Source organism: Nocardia paucivorans NBRC 100373 (assembly GCF_000308675.1).
GTDB lineage: Bacteria > Actinomycetota > Actinomycetes > Mycobacteriales > Mycobacteriaceae > Nocardia > Nocardia paucivorans.
On record NZ_BAGE01000035.1, the window covers coordinates 13,392 to 31,568 of the forward strand.

The 18,177-nt window shown below is 68.1% G+C and carries 21 protein-coding genes; 9 read left to right on the plus strand and 12 right to left on the minus strand.

All coding sequences use genetic code 11. The features are described from left to right. The first annotated feature begins 37 nt into the window (after positions 1-37). Both ON32_RS08295 and ON32_RS08300 read left to right on the plus strand, forming a co-directional pair. Positions 38-2,236, plus strand: a complete 2,199-nt coding sequence (locus ON32_RS08295) for a DUF2339 domain-containing protein (RefSeq protein WP_051133003.1) — start codon at positions 38-40, stop codon at positions 2,234-2,236. Positions 2,237-2,378: 142 nt separating this feature from the next. Further along, on the plus strand, positions 2,379-3,539 hold the full coding sequence (locus ON32_RS08300) for an alpha/beta hydrolase (protein ID WP_040790215.1): 1,161 nt from the start codon (positions 2,379-2,381) through the stop codon (positions 3,537-3,539). 73 nt (positions 3,540-3,612) lie between these two features. On the opposite strand, the gene ON32_RS08305 is transcribed toward ON32_RS08300, so the two are convergent. From ON32_RS08305 to ON32_RS08325, 5 genes are all read right to left on the minus strand, one after another. Beyond that, the gene (locus ON32_RS08305) at positions 3,613-4,911 is read right to left on the minus strand and encodes an APC family permease (protein WP_040790216.1); all 1,299 of its coding nucleotides are present in this window, start codon (positions 4,909-4,911) and stop codon (positions 3,613-3,615) included. Beyond that, the gene (locus ON32_RS08310; protein ID WP_085995146.1) at positions 4,908-5,729 is read right to left on the minus strand and encodes a TVP38/TMEM64 family protein; all 822 of its coding nucleotides are present in this window, start codon (positions 5,727-5,729) and stop codon (positions 4,908-4,910) included. Before ON32_RS08310 ends, ON32_RS08305 begins: the two co-directional genes overlap by 4 nt. Positions 5,730-5,770: 41 nt before the next feature. Further along, the gene (locus ON32_RS08315; protein ID WP_040790217.1) at positions 5,771-6,175 is read right to left on the minus strand and encodes a VOC family protein; all 405 of its coding nucleotides are present in this window, start codon (positions 6,173-6,175) and stop codon (positions 5,771-5,773) included. Further along, a complete protein-coding gene (locus ON32_RS30505) occupies positions 6,172-6,924 on the minus strand; it encodes an arsenate reductase/protein-tyrosine-phosphatase family protein (protein ID WP_040790218.1) in 753 nt (250 codons plus the stop codon). The genes ON32_RS08315 and ON32_RS30505 overlap by 4 nt, the downstream gene beginning before the upstream one ends. A 260-nt stretch (positions 6,925-7,184) precedes the next feature. Further along, entirely contained in the window at positions 7,185-7,769 is a 585-nt protein-coding gene (locus ON32_RS08325; RefSeq protein ID WP_040790220.1) for a TetR/AcrR family transcriptional regulator C-terminal domain-containing protein, read from the minus strand. Between the two features lie 128 nt (positions 7,770-7,897). On the opposite strand from ON32_RS08325, the gene bioB reads away from it, so the two are divergent. The 5 genes from bioB to ON32_RS08350 all read left to right on the plus strand — a co-directional run bounded on the left by bioB (position 7,898) and on the right by ON32_RS08350 (position 11,251). Continuing rightward, the gene (gene bioB, locus ON32_RS08330; RefSeq protein WP_040790332.1) at positions 7,898-8,935 is read left to right on the plus strand and encodes a biotin synthase BioB; all 1,038 of its coding nucleotides are present in this window, start codon (positions 7,898-7,900) and stop codon (positions 8,933-8,935) included. Between the two features lie 62 nt (positions 8,936-8,997). Continuing rightward, positions 8,998-9,210 carry a biotin synthase auxiliary protein BsaP gene (gene bsaP, locus ON32_RS08335; RefSeq protein WP_174361615.1) on the plus strand — a complete coding sequence of 71 codons (213 nt, stop codon included), beginning with the start codon at positions 8,998-9,000 and terminating at the stop codon, positions 9,208-9,210. Between the two features lie 2 nt (positions 9,211-9,212). Beyond that, positions 9,213-9,917, plus strand: coding sequence for a DUF2567 domain-containing protein (locus ON32_RS08340; protein WP_051133004.1), 705 nt, complete (start codon positions 9,213-9,215; stop codon positions 9,915-9,917). A gap of 96 nt (positions 9,918-10,013) precedes the next feature. Next, on the plus strand, positions 10,014-10,649 hold the full coding sequence (locus tag ON32_RS08345) for a GNAT family N-acetyltransferase (protein ID WP_040790221.1): 636 nt from the start codon (positions 10,014-10,016) through the stop codon (positions 10,647-10,649). Positions 10,650-10,717: 68 nt separating this feature from the next. Then, on the plus strand, positions 10,718-11,251 hold the full coding sequence (locus tag ON32_RS08350) for a DUF1353 domain-containing protein (RefSeq protein ID WP_040790222.1): 534 nt from the start codon (positions 10,718-10,720) through the stop codon (positions 11,249-11,251). Between the two features lie 100 nt (positions 11,252-11,351). On the opposite strand, the gene ON32_RS08355 is transcribed toward ON32_RS08350, so the two are convergent. From ON32_RS08355 to nadA, 4 genes are all read right to left on the minus strand, one after another. After that, positions 11,352-11,861, minus strand: a complete 510-nt coding sequence (locus ON32_RS08355; protein ID WP_040790223.1) for a hypothetical protein — start codon at positions 11,859-11,861, stop codon at positions 11,352-11,354. Between the two features lie 81 nt (positions 11,862-11,942). Continuing rightward, on the minus strand, positions 11,943-12,803 hold the full coding sequence (gene nadC, locus ON32_RS08360; RefSeq protein WP_040790224.1) for a carboxylating nicotinate-nucleotide diphosphorylase: 861 nt from the start codon (positions 12,801-12,803) through the stop codon (positions 11,943-11,945). Between the two features lie 91 nt (positions 12,804-12,894). Next, on the minus strand, positions 12,895-14,556 hold the full coding sequence (locus ON32_RS08365; RefSeq protein ID WP_245550886.1) for an L-aspartate oxidase: 1,662 nt from the start codon (positions 14,554-14,556) through the stop codon (positions 12,895-12,897). A 35-nt stretch (positions 14,557-14,591) separates the two neighbouring features. Next, the gene (gene nadA, locus ON32_RS08370) at positions 14,592-15,641 is read right to left on the minus strand and encodes a quinolinate synthase NadA (protein WP_040790226.1); all 1,050 of its coding nucleotides are present in this window, start codon (positions 15,639-15,641) and stop codon (positions 14,592-14,594) included. A gap of 77 nt (positions 15,642-15,718) precedes the next feature. On the opposite strand from nadA, the gene ON32_RS08375 reads away from it, so the two are divergent. Beyond that, on the plus strand, positions 15,719-16,477 hold the full coding sequence (locus ON32_RS08375) for an NUDIX hydrolase (RefSeq protein ID WP_040790228.1): 759 nt from the start codon (positions 15,719-15,721) through the stop codon (positions 16,475-16,477). Between the two features lie 45 nt (positions 16,478-16,522). Here the strand turns inward: ON32_RS08375 and ON32_RS08380 are convergent, their stop codons facing one another. Then, positions 16,523-16,921 carry a MerR family transcriptional regulator gene (locus tag ON32_RS08380; protein WP_245550887.1) on the minus strand — a complete coding sequence of 133 codons (399 nt, stop codon included), beginning with the start codon at positions 16,919-16,921 and terminating at the stop codon, positions 16,523-16,525. Positions 16,922-16,952: 31 nt separating this feature from the next. On the opposite strand from ON32_RS08380, the gene ON32_RS08385 reads away from it, so the two are divergent. Continuing rightward, positions 16,953-17,744 carry an SDR family NAD(P)-dependent oxidoreductase gene (locus ON32_RS08385; RefSeq protein ID WP_051133006.1) on the plus strand — a complete coding sequence of 264 codons (792 nt, stop codon included), beginning with the start codon at positions 16,953-16,955 and terminating at the stop codon, positions 17,742-17,744. 23 nt (positions 17,745-17,767) lie between these two features. Here ON32_RS08385 and ON32_RS29560 read toward each other — a convergent pair whose 3' ends face one another. Both ON32_RS29560 and ON32_RS29565 read right to left on the minus strand, forming a co-directional pair. Continuing rightward, positions 17,768-17,908, minus strand: coding sequence for a hypothetical protein (locus ON32_RS29560; protein WP_217998031.1), 141 nt, complete (start codon positions 17,906-17,908; stop codon positions 17,768-17,770). A 51-nt stretch (positions 17,909-17,959) separates the two neighbouring features. After that, positions 17,960-18,172, minus strand: coding sequence for a hypothetical protein (locus ON32_RS29565; protein ID WP_217998032.1), 213 nt, complete (start codon positions 18,170-18,172; stop codon positions 17,960-17,962). Positions 18,173-18,177: the final 5 nt, after the last annotated feature.

Sequence of the window (18,177 nt, forward strand, 5' to 3'; positions counted from 1 at the left end):
CATGTGCGGACGGTCGCGGTGGTCGAGCATCGATGGTATGACCACCACTATCGATCCGGCACTGATAGAACGCCTTTCCGGCGAGTTCACCACGCTGGGCAGGCATATGGGGGCGCTCGGACACGACCTGGGACTACTGCGTGCCCAGCTGCTCGCGGGTGGGTCGGTCGCCGAGGGAAGCGAGCCGAAGGCGCTCGGGACACCCACCCCGCCCCCGGCGGGGGAACAGTATGTGAATGTCGAGACCTCGCGACCCGACAGTCTCCCGTCCACCGCCCCACCGGAAACCGGAGCGGTCGAAGCATCGCCCGAGATGGAGGCGGAGAAGGACACACCGGTGGATTCGGCCGTGGACCGGACCGGCGAGAAGGCACCCGACTCCCGGGCGGAGGCCTTTGCCGCGGCGGCGGCAACCGATCCCGTTCCTCCGCAGGAGTTCGCCCCCGCCTGGCCGGGTATGCCGCCACGACCCCCGTCACCGACCGGTATGCCCACCGGCGCATGGATTCCACAACAGCCGTATCGACCCGGCTACGCGGGGACGGTGCCGCCGCGATACAGCGCACCGAGCGCCCGCGCATGGTCCGGTGCCGCACCGCCGGCCGGGGGCCGACCGAAACCCGGGTCACGGGAACCATGGTGGCAGCGCGATGGGATGATCAGCCGCGTACTCGCCGTCGCCGGGGTGGGGGTCACCCTGATCGGCATCGTGATGTTGCTCGTCCTCGCCGCCCAGGCGGGGGTGTTCGGACCGATACCGAGAGTTGTGGCCGGGGCGGCCTTCTCGGTGGCGCTGATAGGGGTCGGGGCGCGGGTGTACGGGCGCGACGGGGGACGGGTCGGCGGTATCGCCTTGGCCGCTACCGGTATTGCGGGCGTCTACCTGGATGTGGTCGCGATAACGGCGATATACGAATGGTTGCACCCGGTGCCGGGATTGGCCGCGGCGTTGGCGGTGGCCGCGGCCGGGGTGGGATTGTCCGTCCGATGGCGTTCCCAGTTGCTGGCGGTGCTGGTGGTGGCGGGTGCGGCGCTCCTGGCGCCCTTCGTGACACTCGACTTGTCGTTGCTCGCCTTCCTCATCGTTTTGCAGTTGGCCTTTCTGCCGGTGCAATTCGAGCGTGACTGGCCGTTTCTGCACCTGGTCCGCACCGTGCCGGCGGTGGTGACCGCCCTGGTGATCTGTGCGATCGCCGCCTTCGACCCCTTCGAACGGGACCGGCTGTACCTGTTGTTGTCGGCCACGGTCGCACTGGCGGTGATCGGCCTGGTCGGCACCGTGGCGGTGGTGCGCCGCCGTCCGGCGGATCTCGTGGCCACCCTCACCTTCGCGGCCGCGGCCGCCCCGCTGCTGCTCGTGCCGGGTCTGTTCGGCAAACCGGTCACTGCCGTCATCGCGGGCGGTTACGCGGTCGTACTGCTCGCGCCGGCGGTATCGCCGCTGGTGTCGAAACTTCGCGATATCGCCCGGATACCCGGTCACACCGCCGGCGCGGCGGCCGTGGTCGCGGCATTCGCGCTTCTGGAAACCTGTGTTCAGGTGACCGATTTCCGCACCCTGCCCATTGCGCTGTTCCTCGTCGCGCTCGGTTTCCTCGGTGTGGGTGGGCAGCTGCTGTCGCGGGCCGCGGCCGGGATCGGCGGTGCCTTCGCGGGGCTGGGTGGTCTGTTCTTCCTCGCTCAGGCCCGACCGGCAACCCTGGCCACCTCGCGGGAGGCCGAATGGGGGCTGGGTCCGGTCACCGCCCTGGCCGCCGTCGTCGGCCTGGGACTGGTGGTGGTGACGGTGTGGGCGGTGCGGAAACTGCTCCGGTCGGCCGGACAGGATGCGCACGGCTCCGCGGAACGGGTGCTGTGGATCACGGCCGGGGCCGCCGCGCTGTACCTGGTGACCGCGGCCGCCGTGTCCATCGGTACGGCCGCCGGCACCGCCGACGGATTCGTCATCGGCCATAGTGTCGCGACCATGATCTGGATGGTGGCCGCTACCGGTGCGCTGCTGTACGGTCTGCGCAACCCCGCCGCCGGGGTGGCCGGAATCGCCCTCGGCGGTGGACTGTCGGTGACGACCGCGGCGCTGGTCAAGCTGTTCATCTTCGACCTGGCCACCCTCGACGGCCTGATCCGGGTCGCCGCGTTCCTGGTGGTGGGGATTCTGCTGCTACTGGTGGGCACCCGGTACGCCCGGGCATTCGCCGAGGTCGGCGGTCGAAACGAATCCTCGAACGGCCGATAATCCCGGTGAATCGGAGCGTCCCCGCCGGATATGTCCGGTGGGGACGTTTCGGCGTTCCGGCGACCGTTGCCGCCGTGAGCGTGTCGTACGTCGCCGCGGCGATCGTGGCACGGGGCCGCCGGCCGTGCCTACCCTGGCGCATATGTCGCCGTTGTACCCTCGGCCCCCGTCCACCGTCGCCGACTGGGACGATGCGCGGCGCCGGGCCCGGCTGCGGGAGACACGGTGGGGATACCGGTGGACGAGATTGCGTCGCACCCGATCGGTGGCCTTGCGGATGGCCGTGTTGCTGCTGTTCGTGCTGGTGCTGTTCGCCCAATACCTGGCTCGTGACGTCGCCCCGGAACGGGATCGGCTGTCCCGCACCGCGCCGACCTTGCTGCCGGTGGCCGGTCCGGCCGAGGAGAGCGGATGGGACACCGCGGTCGTCGATATGGTCGGTCTCGGGGGACTCAATGCCGCCGATACCGCCGCGGCGCTACCGTCGCTGCGCCGGATGGGGGTGGTGTGGGCGATTCGCTACGACAACACCGGTATCGATACGAAGGTCATCGCCGATCTGATCGTTCGGGCCACCGCGATGTCGGGGGTGCGCAATATCGTCCTGGTCGGCCACAGTATGGGCGGAGTGGTGGCGCTCGAGGTCGCCCAACACATCCACACCGACAGCGACCGCCACCTGGTCGGGGTGCTGTTGGACTGCACCCCGCTGGATCTGGATGCGGTACGCCCGGAAAGCCGCAGCCTGGGCGAGGACATGGTGCGCTGGATGCGGTGGCTGCCCGGTGCCCGGGAGAGCCGCAGTCTGCGGTTGCTGGTGGAGACCTACGCCCGCCGGGACCGGTTCCTCGACCGCACCGGTGTCCCCGGTATTCGCGTCGGCGATCTGGGCGAGACCGTCGCGGATGTTCTGCGGGAGAAGATCTTCAACGACGATGCCGCGAGCAACGGTCTGATCGAAGCGCAGTTCCTGGCGATCGTGGCGGGCGGCGCCGGCGACAATCTGCGGGTACTGTCCCGCCCGGCGCACGGAAAACCGCGGCCCGCCATCGTATTCATCCGTCCCCGCAATGCGGCGAACGATCCGGTCGTCGATGTCGTGTATTCGCACCGGATGCTGGTGGAGCGGGTCGGCGGCCCGGACGGATCCCTGCTGGTGGTGCGCCCCCGCAATACCGGTCACGCCAATCCGCGGGAGCGGCCCCGGGAATACAACACGGTGATCGAACAGCAGGTTCTGCCCTTCGTCGAGCGATACCGGGCGCAGATCCGCATGGCGACTCGCGCCGCGCCGCCACCGTAACGCGACAGCGGTGGTGCGTGAAGGGTATGAGCGGTCCTGGCGTCGAGTGGCCGATCGGCCGTCCGTTTCCCGCTCAGCGGTCGGCGTTTCCGTGCATCGGTGTCGTCGAAGCGCCGGCGATACCGCGCCGTAGACCGTATACGAGTGCTCCCACGGCCATGACCACCGCGCCGGTGACGATGGAGGACAGCGGCAGAGTGCATACGAGGACGAGGCAGCCCGCCAGACCGAGAACGGGGACGACCCGGCCCCATCGATTCCCACCCTGGGCGAGTGTGTAGGCCGAGGCATTGGCGACGGCGTAGTAGAGCAGCACGCCGAAAGAGGAGAAGCCGATTGCCGCGCGGATATCGGCGGTCGCGGCCACCACGGCGACGACCACGCCGATGGTGATCTCGGCGCGATGCGGCACCCGATAGCGCGGATGTACGGCGGCCAATGCGGGGAACAGGTATCGGTCGCGGGCCATGGCCAAGGTGGTGCGCGAAACACCGAGGACGAGTGCCAGCAATGATCCGAGCGCGGCCACGACGGACCCCGCCCGCACCACCGGTTCCAACCACTCGGCCCCCGCGATCCGCACCACCTCCGTCAGCGGCGCGGCGGTCCGGGCCAAGTGCTGTGGGCCCAGCACCATCAGTGCGGCCCCGGCCACCATCGCATACACGACCAGGGTGATGACCAGAGCGATCGGCACGGCTCGGGGAATGATGCGAGCGGGATCACGGACCTCCTCACCGAGGGTGGCGATGCGCGCGTATCCGGCGAAGGCGAAGAACAGCAATCCCGCCGCCTGCAGCACTCCGCCGACGGTGATATCGGAACCGAATGCGAGTCGCGCACTCTCGGCGGCATCCGAACCGAACGCGGTCACCGCGACGGCGGCGAGCACCGCCGACACCACCACGACGATGAGTCGGGTGAGCCACGCGGATTTCTGCACCCCCACGTAGTCGACCGCGACCACCGTGACCACCGCGGCCACCGCGACCGCGTGCGCATGGTCGGGCCAGGCGTAGACACCGATGGTGAGCGCCATTGCCGCACAGGATGCGGTCTTGCCGACCACGAATGCCCACCCGGCCAGATAGCCCCAGAATCGGCCGAGCCGTTCCCGCCCGTAGACGTAGGCGCCGCCCGAGGTCGGATAACGTGCGGCCAACCGTGCCGAGGAGATCGCATTGCAGTAGGCGACCGTTGCCGCGATCACCAGGCCGATCGGCAGTCCCGACCCGGCCGCGTGGGCGGCGGGTGCGAGAGCGGTGAAGATACCCGCACCGATCATCGCGCCGAGTCCGATGACAATGGCGTCGGTGAGGCCGAGGCGGCGGCTCAGCCGGTCTGCGGTCTCGGGCGATGCGGGATCACTCACCCTGCCTCCCGTCGTTCTTCGGCCTCGCAGGAGAACGGACTTCGGCCTTCGTCCGATGGTGAGGAGACCGTTCCACCGGTGGAAGGACTCGTATCGAGTGGTTTCGGGAGGTGGGGGAGCGGTGAATGCGCCCGCGCCGGGTCGTCCTCGCCCGGGGTCGGATCCTCGATTCCCAGACGCGCGTCGACGACAAGGCCTATGACGCCGACCGTGATACCGATTGCCGAGACGGCGATGAGGGAGGGCTCGGTGCGTCCGGTGAGTGCGTCGGCGAGGGTGATGAGGGCGACCGTACCGGGGAGCACACCGACGGCCGTGGCGATCAGATAGGGCACGAGTCGGACCGACGAGAGGCCGGCGCAGAAGCTGGCCAGCGAGAAGGGGATCGGGCTGATCAGTCGAAGCGATCCGACCGCGAGCCAGCCGCGGCGCGCCAGGCGACGGTCGACGGCGGAGACCGCCCGGTGGGTCAACCGGTCTGCGACCATACCGCGGCCGAACACTCGGACCAGCAGGAATGCGAGTAGTGCGCTCACGGTGGTGGCGCCGATCGCGACGGCGACTCCGGTGACGGGCCCGAACAGGAGCCCGGCACCGAGAACGAACGGAACCCGTGGGACGACGACGGTTGCCAGTGCGTGCGCGACGAAGAATGCCAGGGGGAACCAGGGGCCGGTTCGCTGTGCCCAATCACGGATCTGTTCGGGGCCGGGGATCGGGAGCAGCGGTGCGAGCGCCACCAGGACGACGAGCAGCGCCACGGTACCGAGCAGCCTCGGATCACGCCACCGTGGCCTCTGACGTTCTGTCCTGGCCACCCTATCGGTGTGCGAGGTCGTGCCCGGTGTGAAAGGTGCGTTCACCGTGCGCCGTGCGGGTTGGGCTGGAACAGTTCGACGAGATTGCCCGCCGGGTCGTGCAGTAGGACCTGCTGCCCGCCGGGGCCGTCGATGATGTCGTTACGGAAGCCGATTCCGGTAGCTCGCAGCCTCGCCGTTTCGGCGTGGATATCGTCGACGACGAGCTGGATGCGGTTCCAGCCGGTGCCCGGCGCCGGAACGGTACCGTCGGGTAGGGGACGTCCGGCGGAACTCTTGGGCCCGGCGAGAAGCAACTGCAACGGACCACGCCGGATGGCGGCGAAGGCGGGCGCGGCATCGAAGTCGATGCCGAAGCCGAGATGAGTGGTGTAGAAGTCGACGGCTGCACGTACATCGTCGACGAGGTATCGGACGCGGGCGAGCTCGGTCGGTGCAGTGGTCACAGTGGGGCTCCTTCGAATTGTTCTCGGATGGGCAGAAAGCCGATGCGGGTATCGAGTTCTCGGGCCACGTGCCGGAATTCCGGGTAGGTCGCCGTATCGGAGGTGCCGGCTTCGGTGGGATTGGGCAGGCTCCAATGCACCGCGACGGCCGGTCCGTGGTCGCGGGGGACTTCGCGGATCTTGTCGCACAACGTGATCACGTAATCGAAGTGTCGCCCGGCGACGGCGTCCAGTGACTGCGGCCGGCGGTGTTGCAGGTCGATGCCGTAGTCCTCGCGGAGGACCCGAACCGTGTTCGGATGCATTCGCGGTGCAGGATGGCTGCCTGCGCTGGTGACATCGATGCCTTCGATGCGGTGCCGCAGCAATGCCTCGGCGATCGGGGATCGCGCACTGTTTCCGGTGCACAGGAACAACACCGAACCGCCGACGTGTCGGCGCTTGCCCGTGGATGCCGGCGCCGGGTGCAAAGCGGCCGCCGCCTCCCTGAATGCGACAGCGCAGCGGGCCATATCGAGGTGGTAGTAGCTGTCGCGGCCGTCGAAGCTGCTGCGTCGCGCGGTGACCAGTCCGGCCGAACGCAACAGTCGCAGATGGTACGAGACCAGGTTCTGTGGCTCGCCCACGGCGTCGACCAGTTCCCTTACCCGGCGATCGCTGAAGGCCAGTTCGGTCATCAGGTTCCATCGCAGCGGATGGGACGCCATCTGTATCAGCAGCGGGACCTGTACTCGTTCGGAAGTCGACACATGGGTAATATATATCAAATCAATTTGATGCGAAATGATTTGATGTAATTGTCCAGGTCGTCGGATCGGCGCGGTCGCGACCGTCGAGCGCGATGCAGCAGTTGCCGACCGAAGCAGGGTGGCCCTGGTGAAGGAAAGGGGGAGTTCGAGTCGATCCCCGGACTCCCGCCGCCCCGGTTGTGCCATGGAAGAGGGGCCGCATACCCGTGTGCGGCAGATCTCGGCGGGGACGAGAAGTTCGGAGTTCTGTGGATGGTGGTTCAGCGCAGCGCGGCGCCCAGGCGTTGGCGGATACCGTCGACGAACAGGCGCAGACCGAAGTCGAATCGGGAGGTGGGATCGGGGTCCTCGGCGTCGGGATCGGCGGAGTCGGGAAGGGCGCCGGCGGAGTCCATCTGCATTCGGGACTGTTCGTCGACGGTGTGGCCGAGCACGTAGTACAGCAGGGTGTAGGCGGCCAGTTCGGCCTCGGCGCGCGGCATACCGGCGCGGATCACGGCGCTTGCCATCCGTTCCCGGCTCTTGCTGGTGGTGAGGCGGGAGGCGTAGGTGGCCGAGACCAGTTCGGCGCCGTCGCGGTAGGTGAGCAGGCAGTCGCGGAAACGGTGGGCCAGTTCGGTGAGGGCGCCGGACCAGTCCGTGGCGGTCACCGGTTCCTCCATCGGGGTCAGTATGCGGTCGGCCACGGCGCCCAGGAGGGCCTGTTTATTGGGAAAGTGCCAGTACAGGGCGCCGGGTTGGACCCGAAGCGAGCCGGCGAGCCGGCGCATGGTCAGGTCGGCGAGGCCGTACCGGTCGAGAATGGCGAGGGCCCCGTCGACCACGTCGGCCCGGTGCAACTGCACGGTTCGATCCTCCCGATGGTGTTTTGACTCACTCCTACCGCTACCCTAGCCTGAACACCGTTCAAGTTCAGTGTCCCGGGTTGTCGGGACGCCGAAGACCCCGCACGCCGGACGAAGGGATGCGCGCTGTGACCCAGGCACCCGTGAGGCCCACCGATACCTCAGCGACCACCGACGACATCCTCGCCGTCGCCCGGGAACAGGTGCTCGAACGCGGTGTCGGGCTGAATCGAGAGCAGACCCTGCGGGTGCTGCAACTCGGCGACGACCGGCTCGAAGAGCTCCTCGAACTGGCGCACGAGGTGCGCATGAAGTGGTGCGGGCCCGAGGTCGAAGTCGAGGGCATCATCAGCCTGAAGACCGGCGGCTGCCCGGAGGACTGCCACTTCTGCTCGCAGTCCGGCCTGTTCCAGTCGCCGGTGCGCGCCGCCTGGCTCGATATCCCCAGCCTGGTGGAGGCGGCCAAACAGACCGCCAAGACCGGCGCCACCGAATTCTGCATCGTCGCCGCCGTGCGCGGCCCCGACGAGCGGCTGATGGCGCAGGTCGCCGCCGGTGTGGAGGCCATTCGCAACGAGGTCGACATCCAGGTGGCGTGCTCGCTGGGCATGCTCACCCAGGAACAGGTCGACCAGCTGGCCGCCATGGGTGTGCACCGCTACAACCACAATCTGGAAACTGCCCGCTCCTACTTCCCCAACGTGGTCACCACGCACACCTGGGAAGAACGCTGGGACACCCTGCGCATGGTGCGTGAGGCCGGTATGGAGGTCTGCTGTGGCGGCATCCTCGGCATGGGAGAAACCCTCGAACAGCGCGCCGAGTTCGCCGGCGATCTCGCCGAACTCGAGCCCGACGAGGTCCCGCTGAACTTCCTCAACCCCCGGCCGGGCACTCCCTTCGGTGACCTCGAGGTTCTACCGGCCGCCGATGCGCTGCGCGCGGTCGCCGCGTTCCGGCTCGCACTGCCGCGCACCATGCTGCGCTTCGCGGGCGGTCGGGAGATCACTCTCGGCGATCTGGGTGCCAAGAAGGGCATTCTCGGTGGTATCAACGCCGTGATCGTCGGCAACTACCTCACCACGCTGGGCCGGCCCGCCGAACAGGACCTGGATCTGTTGGGTGAGCTGAAGATGCCCATCAAGGCCCTCAACGAAACCCTGTAGACCGGGGCCGATCGGCCATGTCGGCTGGGGAGGAGACCGGTGTCGTGAGTACTGTCGACATTATGGACGACGAGCGCTACAACCCGTTCACGGGCAAGCGGATCGTGCCCGGGATCGATGACCCGATCCCCCGGGCCGCGGTGTTGGGGTTGGAACCCCCTCGGTTCTGCGAACATTGCGGTCGACGGATGGTCGTGCAGGTCAACCCGGACGGTTGGTGGGCCAAGTGCTCCCGGCACGGGGTGATCGATTCGGCGACCATGGAACAGCGCTAGCGATGACGGGGGACAACCCTTCCGCGACGGTGCGGGAGGTCCGCGCCGCCGCCGTCGTTCTCGCCGCCGTGGTGCTGTTGAGCATTGTGGTCGGCGCGATCTGGGGCATGCTGGCGCCCACCAGGAGCTACCTGGTCATCGAGCCGGATCGTCCGGTGCCGTTCACGGGGGAGAACCTGCACCACTTCGACGCATTGGCACTGTTCGTCTGCGCGGGCGCGGCAACCGGGTTGCTGTCGGCGGTGGGCGCGTGGCGGATGCGCCGGATGCGGGGCCCGATCCAGGTGGTCGGGCTGGTACTCGGCTCGGGCATCGGCGCCGTGGTGATGACATGGTTCGGGGAGATCGTCGCCGAACGGCGGAACCCGTTTCCCGACGAGTTGCGGGTGGGGGAGATCGTCACCGAGGCGCCGACCGTCGAGACCTGGGTGGCCCTCATCGTCCAACCGCTCACCGCCGCGCTGGTAATGGTCTTCCTCGCGGCGCTGAGTGCCGGTGCCGACCTGGGGACCGGTTTCGTCAGCGCATTCGACGACTCCCGGCCGCTGCCGCCCGAATTCCGGTCTCCCACCGCGCGCTCGCCGCATCCGGCTCCGGTGGCCACCATGGTGCACGTGCGTTCCGATGCGATGCTCGCACCGCAGCATGGCGGTCCCGGCGCGGGAAGTCCCTCGGAGGTCGGTCGAATGAGCGGTGCGGCCGGATAGGGCCCACCCGTTGTCCCACCCTGTTCGACGGCCGTTGCCGGTGGTCCGGAGCCGGAACCACCACCCACACCCGGTATTCGGGCGTAGGTTGGTGTGATGGTGATCCGTGGGTTCCGCGACGACGACCGAACCGAGTTGCGGGAGTTGTTCGCCCGTGCGGGGCAGGGCTCGCCGACCGAAAACCTGTGGGGTGATCCGGCCGCCGAGGCAATGGTCTATCTGGACCCGTACATGGATCTCGAACCGGAATCGTTGTTCGTCGCCGAACAGAACGGCAGATTGGTCGGGTATCTCACCGGGTGTGTGGACAGTGCCGCCTTCCCCACCGAGGAGGAGCGGATCCAGCGGGCGATTCGGCGACACCGGGTGGTTTTTCGGCGTCGCGGTGCAGTGTTCTTCGCCCGCGCCGCGGTCGACTCCCTCGGCGCCGTCGTGCGCCGAAGGCCCACCGCGGGCGATTTCACCGACCCACGATGGCCGGCGCATCTGCACATCAATGTGGCGCCGAAGGCCCGCGGCACCGGTGCGGCGGATGAATTGATGCGGCGGTGGTTCGAACGGCTGCGCGAGGTGGGCTCGCCGGGATGTCATCTCCAGACCCTGGTGGAGAACACTCGGGCCGTACGGTTTTTCGAGCGGATGGGTTTCCGCTCCCATGGCCTCGAGTCGCTCGTTCCGGGACTGCGGTACCAGGGTGCGCGAGTGCATCAGCGCACCATGGTGTGTAACTGAGGTGCACCTCTCTCCCGCACGCCGTACGCTGTGTGCGGTTGTGCGTGGTTGGTTGGGAGGGAGCAGTCGTGGTCTTCACGAATTCGCTTGTGGTCGAGGAGATCGACGCGCAATTCTGGCGACTCGTCCAACCGCTGCACTATCAGGGGGCGGATAGGGAGTTCACGGTGCCCGTCGGGTTCCGCACCGATTTCGCCTCGGTGCCGCGTCCGGTGACCTGGCTGGTGCCGCGCTACGGGGTGTACACCAAGGCCGCCATCCTGCACGACTATCTGTTGAAGTCGGGCGAGGTGAGTACGGCGGACGCGGACGGGATCTTCCGGCGCGCGTTGCGGGAATGCGATGTCTCGGTGCCGCGCCGTCGAATGATGTGGGCGGCGGTGCGTTTCAACAGTCGACTGGAGGGCGCCACCGCCGGTGATGTGGTGTCGTTCGTGATCACCGCCGTGCTGTCGCTGCTGTTCCTCGCGATTCCGGTGGTGGTGATCACCGTTTTCCTCTTGCTGTTCTGGCTGGTCGAACTCGTGTCCTGGGTGATCACCCGGGCGATGCCATCGATTCGCACCGAGTCCCCGCCGCGTCCGGAGATGAGATCCGCCTGAGCGCAGTGGTTCTCGGCGCGGACGCACCGAGAACCACTGTGGCGAAAGTGGCCGACGGGTACGGTGTCGAGTCGGCCGCCGGGAAGCCCGAATACGCGCCCTATTCTTCGTCGTCCTCGAAGCGGGTGGCGAATTCGTCGTCGCTGAACCATTGCTTCTCTGCTACGGAGTAAACGCCTGGATGGTCGTGTCGCCGAATCGCGTAGACGAGCGGGAGATCTGTATTCGCCTCGCGCAGCATATCCGCGAACCAGCCGCACAGATAGTTGACGGCGAGATCGTCCAGATCCCCGACCTCGTCGGGACTCATGCGATCCACTTCATCCAGTCGGGCATAGGCGTCGAACCCCAGAGCGAGTTGGTCGAATCCCGTCCGGTACAGGGGAGTACCCGAGGCATCGATGTCCACGTGGTAGTAGCTGTCCCGCATGACCCAGGGATGGAGACCGAAGTCGCCGTGGTGGCCGTGCAGCTCGAACATGAGTAGCCGGGTATCCGGGTGGAAGGGGAAGTTCAGTATCCGCTTCAGATCGTCCAGCGTTTTCTCGCGATACGTTTCGAACGAAGCGATGATTTTTTCCCGATACTCATGGTCGAAAATGGGACCCACAGCCTTTCCTGGTTTCGTCGGCGCGGGCCGGAACGGGGGCCGGCCATGCGCGCAGAGGAAAAGTGTAGTCGCACAAGACTTTTACATGTCGAGACCGAGATCCAACACCCGCACGGAGTGGGTGAGCGCGCCCACCGCCAGATAGTCGACCCCGGTGCGCGCGTAGTCGGCGGCCACATCCAGGGTCAGTCCACCGGAGGACTCCAGTGCGGTCTGCGGGGCCGTGGCATTGCGGCGCTGGACCGCGGCCTGGGTCTGCCAGAGCGGGAAGTTGTCCAACAGCACCAGTTCCACATTCTCGGCGAGCACCGCGTCCAACTGGTCCAGGTTGTCCACCTCGACCTCGCATTCGATATCCGGGGCGAGTTCACGCACCGCGCGCAGGGCGTTCACCACCGATCCGGCGGCGACCACGTGGTTGTCCTTGATGAGCGCGGCGTCACCCAGACCCATGCGGTGATTCACGCCGCCCCCGACCCGGACGGCGTATTTCTGCAGGGCGCGCAGACCCGGGAGGGTTTTGCGGCTGTCACGGATACGGCATCGGGTGCCGGCCACCGCGTCCACCCAGGCGGCGGTGGTGGTGGCGATCCCGGACAGGTGGCACAGCAGATTGAGCATGGTCCGTTCCGCGACGAGCAGTCCGCGGGTGGGGGCGACCAGACCCACAACCGTTTCCCCGGGCGCGATGCGGGTGCCGTCGGGGACCCGCTCGGTGATCTCGTAACCGCCTGCGCCGATCACCTCGTCCAGCACCAGCAGAGCAACATCGATACCGGCGACCGTTCCGGGTTCACGCGCGACCACCGCCGCTTTCACCGTCGCGTCGGCGGGAACGGTCGCGGTGGTCGTCACATCCGGGCCGTACCGCAGATCCTCATCGAGCGCCGTCCGAACCACGGACAGCACCTCCGCGTGGTCGAGCCCCGCATCCAATGCCATTACTACTCCTGTCCTCGGTTCGATCGGTCCGGCGGGCTACCGTCGCCGACGGTGTCGTCGTAGCGGGTGCCTGTCATGTAACGGGTGCCCGTCATATCGGGGCGGGCGATGTTCGGAACGGCTCGGGTTCGCGGACGACGCATGGCGCACCGTGTTCGTCCAACCGCACCATAGTGCTGCGGCCGAACCCCGCCACCGGATGGGGATGATCGGAGCGGGTGTGGCAGCCGCGGCTCTCCCGACGCTCCGTCGCCGCGAGGATCAGGACGCGCGCGGTGAGTGTCAGCGCCGCGTCCTCGAATTCGCCGAGCAGCCGGGTCGCGGCCGTCTCGTTGCGCGGTGTCGCGGTCGGGTCGAAAGACCCGGACTCCCGGCGGTCGTCGATGGCGACGGTCGTGAGCGTGGTCGCCGCCGTTTCGGCGATGCGCACCGCGTCGGTGAGTGTCCGAGCCGCGTGGGCGAGGCCGTCGCCGTCTCGGACCACCGAGGCGTGCGCGGTCATCAGTCCCTGCACCAGGCCGCGTGGCAGCCGGGGGGCGATCCGCGCCGCCGAGCGGGCGACCAGGGTCGGCTCCCCGACTCGTTCGACGGCGGCGGCACCGACCCGTTCACCCATCACCAGTCCTTCCAACAGGCTGTTGGATGCCAGTCGGTTCGCCCCGTGCAGGCCGGTGCGCGCCACTTCACCCGCGGCGTACAGACCAGGTACACCGGTGCGACCGTGTAGGTCGGTCACCACCCCGCCGCACTGGTAGTGGGCCGCCGGCGCGACCGGGATGAGGTCGACACCGGGGTCGATACCCGCGGCCAGGCAGGAAGCGGTGATGGTGGGGAAGCGGCGGGTGAAATCGGTGACTCCCCGCGCGTCCAGGTAGACGTGGTCGGCGCCGAGCAGACGCATCCGGTCGGCGATTGCCCGGGACACCACATCGCGTGGGGCCAGGTCGCCGCGCGGATGCACACCCGCGGTCACCGACTCGCCACGCGTATCCACCAGGACGGCGCCCTCACCGCGCACCGCCTCACTGATCAGCGGTTGTCGGCCCAGGCCGCCCGGTGTGTAGAGCACGGTGGGATGGAACTGCACGAACTCCAGATCGGCCACCGTGGCCCCGGCCCACAGCGCCAGCGCCACCCCGTCGGCGGTCGCGCCGGGCGGATTGGTGCTGAGCGCGTACAGCTGCCCCAACCCGCCGGTGGCCAGTAGTACCGCGGGCGCGTGCACGATGCCGAGTCCGCGCTCGGATACCGCGAGTACGCCCCGCACCCCGGTGTCACCGGTGACGATCTCGAGTACGGCGGTCCCGAACAGCACCGGCAGCCCGGCCGCGTTCAGCGCCCGCTGCACCTCGGCGCCGGTGGCATCACCACCGGCGTGGATGATGCGTCGGGTGCTGTGCCCGCCCTCACGGGTGCGCGATACCTGCCCGTCCCGGCCGAGGTCGAAAACCGCGCCCAGATCGGTGAGCGCGGCCACCGCGTCCGGGCCGCCCGCCACGATGGACGCGACGGCGTCGGGATCGCACAGCCCGCCGCCGGCCGCCACCGTGTCGGCGACGTGGGAGTCCACCGAATCCCCGTGCGGCGCGACGACCGCGATACCGCCCTGGGCGTATTGGGTGGCGGTATCGGTGGGCCCGCCCTTGCTCAGGATCAGCACCCGCAGCCCGCGCAGCGAGGCCGCGCGGGCCGCGGTGAGCCCGGCGACCCCGCCGCCGACGACGACCAGGTCGGCCTCGGCGGTCCATCCCATGCCGGGCATCGGGCCCGCGACCGGCCCGAGGGAGATCATTCCCCGCCGCCGGGATTACCGATCTCGATCATGCGCTGGACCGAATTACGGGCCAGGACGGCGGTTTCCGGGTCGACGTGCACCTCGTCGCGGTTCTCGGCCAGGCAGCGCAACAGCGCGGCCGGCGTGATCATCTTCATGTACTTGCAGGACGCCCGATCGTTGACGGCCCGGAAGTCCACGCCCGGGGCGGCCTTGCGCAGCTGGTGCAGCATGCCGACCTCGGTGGCGACCAACACCTGGTTGGAGGTGGCGGCGCGGGCGGCGTCGATCATGCCGCCGGTGGACAGGATGTGCACCCGCTCGGCGGGGAATTCGCCGGCCCCGGCCAGATACAGCGCGGAGGTGGCGCAGCCGCATTCCGGGTGTACGAAGAGTTCGGCGTCGGGGTGGGTGCGGGCCTGTTCGTTCAGTTCGTCACCGTTGATACCGGCGTGGACGTGGCATTCGCCCATCCAGATGTGCATGTTCTCCCGCCCGGTGACGCGCTTGACGTGCGCACCGAGGAACTGGTCGGGCAGGAACAGCACCTCCCGGTCGGGATCGATGGAGGCGACCACGTCGACGGCATTGGACGAGGTGCAGCAGATATCGGTGAGCGCCTTCACGGCCGCGGTGGTGTTCACATACGACACCACGACCGCATCCGGGTGCTCGGCCTTCCAGGCGCGCAGTTCGTCGGCGGTGATGGAGTCGGCCAGTGAGCAGCCGGCCCGCTGATCGGGGATGAGAACGGTTTTCTCGGGGCTGAGGATCTTGGCGGTTTCGGCCATGAAGTGCACACCGCAGAACACGATGGTGTCCGCATCGGCCTCGGCGGCGATCCGCGACAGTGCCAGTGAGTCGCCGACGTGGTGGGCCACGTCCTGGATCTCGGGCAGCTGGTAGTTGTGCGCGAGGATCGTGGCATTGCGCAGTCGGGCGAGGCGCTCCACCTCGGCCGCCCATTCGGGCGTGGCGTCGATGCCCGTGTAACCCGACGGACCGTCGTCGATCTGTACCGGCAACGTGGTACCCGCGATCGGGGTGACTGCCGTCGTCGCCATGGTGGCTCCCTTCCTTCGTGCGGTCGGCGGCGCCGCCGATTCGCACCAAACCAGGTTTTCGACTTAGGATCGAAAACGTGGCCCATGGTAGCACCATCCATGAATCGCTTACCGCGGTGTTCCAAGTTCGTCGCTTTCCGGAAAACATCGCGGCAGGTAGAAACCCCGACGACCCCGTCGCCGACGCGGTCGGACGTCGCCGACCCGGTCGGCGCAGTGAATTGGCGGTGCTGCTGTGGCAGCGGGCTCTGGACCCACAGGCCGGAAGTTGGTCGCTACCCGGCGGCCGATTGGGCGACGACGAGGACCTGGACACCTCCGCGCGCCGGCAACTCGCCGAGAAGGTCGACGTCCGCGAATTGAGCCATCTCGAGCAGCTCTCGGTGTTCAGCGCCCCCGACCGGGTGCCGGGACCGCGCCGCATCGCCTCGGCCTACCTGGGTCTGGTCCCGCTCACCGCCGACCCGCGGCTGCCCTCGGACACCGCCTGGCATCCGGTGTCGGCGCTTCCGCGGATGTCGTTCGACCACGGGGTGGTGGTCGAGCACGCCCGGGCCCGATTGGTGGCCAAACTCTCCTACACGAATATCTCGTTCGCGCTGGCGCCCAACCGCTTCACCATGTCGACACTGCGGGAAATCTACTGCGCCGCACTCGGTTACGATGTCGACACCACCAACCTGCAGCGAGTTCTGACCCGGCGCAAGGTGATCACACCCACCGGCGCCACCGCCGCCCCCGGCCGGGCGGGCGGGCGTCCGGCGGCCGTATACCGTTTCACCGATTCGGATCTGCGGGTCACCGACGAATTCGCGGCGCTGCGGCCCCCGTCCTGATCGGGTTCGCCGCAGCGGACCTGTGTCCGAGGAACCGTTAGGACATCACCGCTTTCCGGTCTGTTGCCGAACCGTTTCGAGCTCGTCGAGGCGTTCGGCCAAACCCGCTCGGTGCTCGTGTAGGCGGGCGAGTCGCGCGTCGAGCACCGCCAACCGCGAACGGTAGACCTCGATCGCGTGTGCGGGATCGTCGCATTCGGCCGGATCGCCCATATCCAGACAGGGTTCGAGGCGGCGGATGCCTTCGATGGTGAGACCACGCGCCAACAGGTCGGCGATGGTGCGCACCCGTCGCACACAGGACTCGTCGTACTCGCGCCACCCGTTGGCGGTGCGATGTGACCGCAGCAGCCCATTGCTTTCGTAATAGCGGATGGAACGCCTGCTGACACCCGTCCGTCGGGACAACTCGCCGATTCGCATGGCCACCTCGGGGTTGATCATGACACCAGTGTCACCGTTTAGCGTCGCCGCCATGGTTACCGATTCCGCATCAACCGAATTCTCCACGCCTCCGACCTCCACCGACCTGGCCGGACGAACCGCGCTCGTCACCGGCGGCGGGTCCGGTATCGGCGCCGCCGTTGCGTACGCATTGGCCGACCGGGGGATGGACGTCCTGGTGACGGGCCGCCGCCGCGAGCCGCTGGAGCGGGTGGTCGAACATCGTTCGGGCGTCCGGCTACAGGTCGGCGACGTCTCTCGCCCGGCGGACGCCGCCGCCATGGTGGAAGCAGCGGTCGCCGCGCACGGACGGCTGGACCTCCTGGTCAACAATGCCGGGTTCGGCATACCGGCCCCCTTGGGAGAGATCGATCCCGACGATGCCATGCGCATGTGGGCGACGAACGTTCTGGGCCCCACCCTGCTGACACAGGCCGCCCTACCGCACCTGCGTGCCTCACGTGGGGCCGTGGTCAACATATCCAGCACCTTCGGCGCCAAACCGGCACCCGGGATCAGTCACTACGCGGCCGGTAAGGCGGCACTCGAGCAGCTCACCCGCAGTTGGGCCCTCGAACTCGCCGAGTTCGGCGTGCGGGTGAATGCGGTGGCGCCGGGGCCGACCGAGAGCGAAGCGCTGGTTCGAATGGGGTTGTCCGAGGAGGAGATCGACCGTCTGAAAACCGCGGAAGCCGCACGTATTCCGTTGGGCCGCCGGGGCCGTCCCGACGATGTGGCCCCCTGGGTGGTCGCACTGGGTCGGCCGGATTCCTGGGTGACAGGTCAGGTGTTCGGTATCGACGGCGGTTATCGGGTGGCCTGATCGGTGCGCCCCGGTCGAATCCATCAGGTCGTGAGCTCCCGCTCCAGCGGCGTGCGGAATCGGGGAATCGGACGGGTATCGCCGTATCGGCTCGCGGCCCGCTCGATTTCGGCATCGATCAACGCCCGGGCGTCGGCGCCGATGTCCTCGAGTACCCGCACCACGATCTCGCCGTCCTTGCGCTGTGCCCACCCACCGACGATCCGGCCGTCGTGTTAGACGCTGGGCCCGATATTGCCGTTGCGGTCGAACAGCAGGGGCGCGTACTCGCCGAGATACCAGTCGCGGGAACGCCATCCCATGGGGCAGGGGCGAGAGCGGGCAGCAGGGCGGCCCAGGGTTCGGGAGCGGGCACCGCGTCGATGTCGTGGCGATCGATGTCGTATTCCCAAGCGGGACAGCTGTTTCGCCGTGCCGATCGAACGCATACGCG

What these genes read in the sequence shown, in the direction of transcription:
- ON32_RS08295 (WP_051133003.1), top strand. Translation starts at nt 38, where the DNA reads ATGACCACCACTATCGATCCGGCACTGATAGAACGCCTTTCCGGCGAG.
- ON32_RS08300 (WP_040790215.1), top strand. Translation starts at nt 2,379, where the DNA reads ATGTCGCCGTTGTACCCTCGGCCCCCGTCCACCGTCGCCGACTGGGAC.
- bsaP (WP_174361615.1), top strand. Translation starts at nt 8,998, where the DNA reads ATGGACGACGAGCGCTACAACCCGTTCACGGGCAAGCGGATCGTGCCC.
- ON32_RS08340 (WP_051133004.1), top strand. Translation starts at nt 9,213, where the DNA reads ATGACGGGGGACAACCCTTCCGCGACGGTGCGGGAGGTCCGCGCCGCC.
- ON32_RS08345 (WP_040790221.1), top strand. Translation starts at nt 10,014, where the DNA reads ATGGTGATCCGTGGGTTCCGCGACGACGACCGAACCGAGTTGCGGGAG.
- nadC (WP_040790224.1), bottom strand. Translation starts at nt 12,803, where the DNA reads ATGGCATTGGATGCGGGGCTCGACCACGCGGAGGTGCTGTCCGTGGTT.
- ON32_RS08365 (WP_245550886.1), bottom strand. Translation starts at nt 14,556, where the DNA reads ATGGGATGGACCGCCGAGGCCGACCTGGTCGTCGTCGGCGGCGGGGTC.
- nadA (WP_040790226.1), bottom strand. Translation starts at nt 15,641, where the DNA reads ATGGCGACGACGGCAGTCACCCCGATCGCGGGTACCACGTTGCCGGTA.
- ON32_RS08380 (WP_245550887.1), bottom strand. Translation starts at nt 16,921, where the DNA reads ATGATCAACCCCGAGGTGGCCATGCGAATCGGCGAGTTGTCCCGACGG.
- ON32_RS08385 (WP_051133006.1), top strand. Translation starts at nt 16,953, where the DNA reads ATGGTTACCGATTCCGCATCAACCGAATTCTCCACGCCTCCGACCTCC.
- ON32_RS29565 (WP_217998032.1), bottom strand. Translation starts at nt 18,172, where the DNA reads ATGCGTTCGATCGGCACGGCGAAACAGCTGTCCCGCTTGGGAATACGA.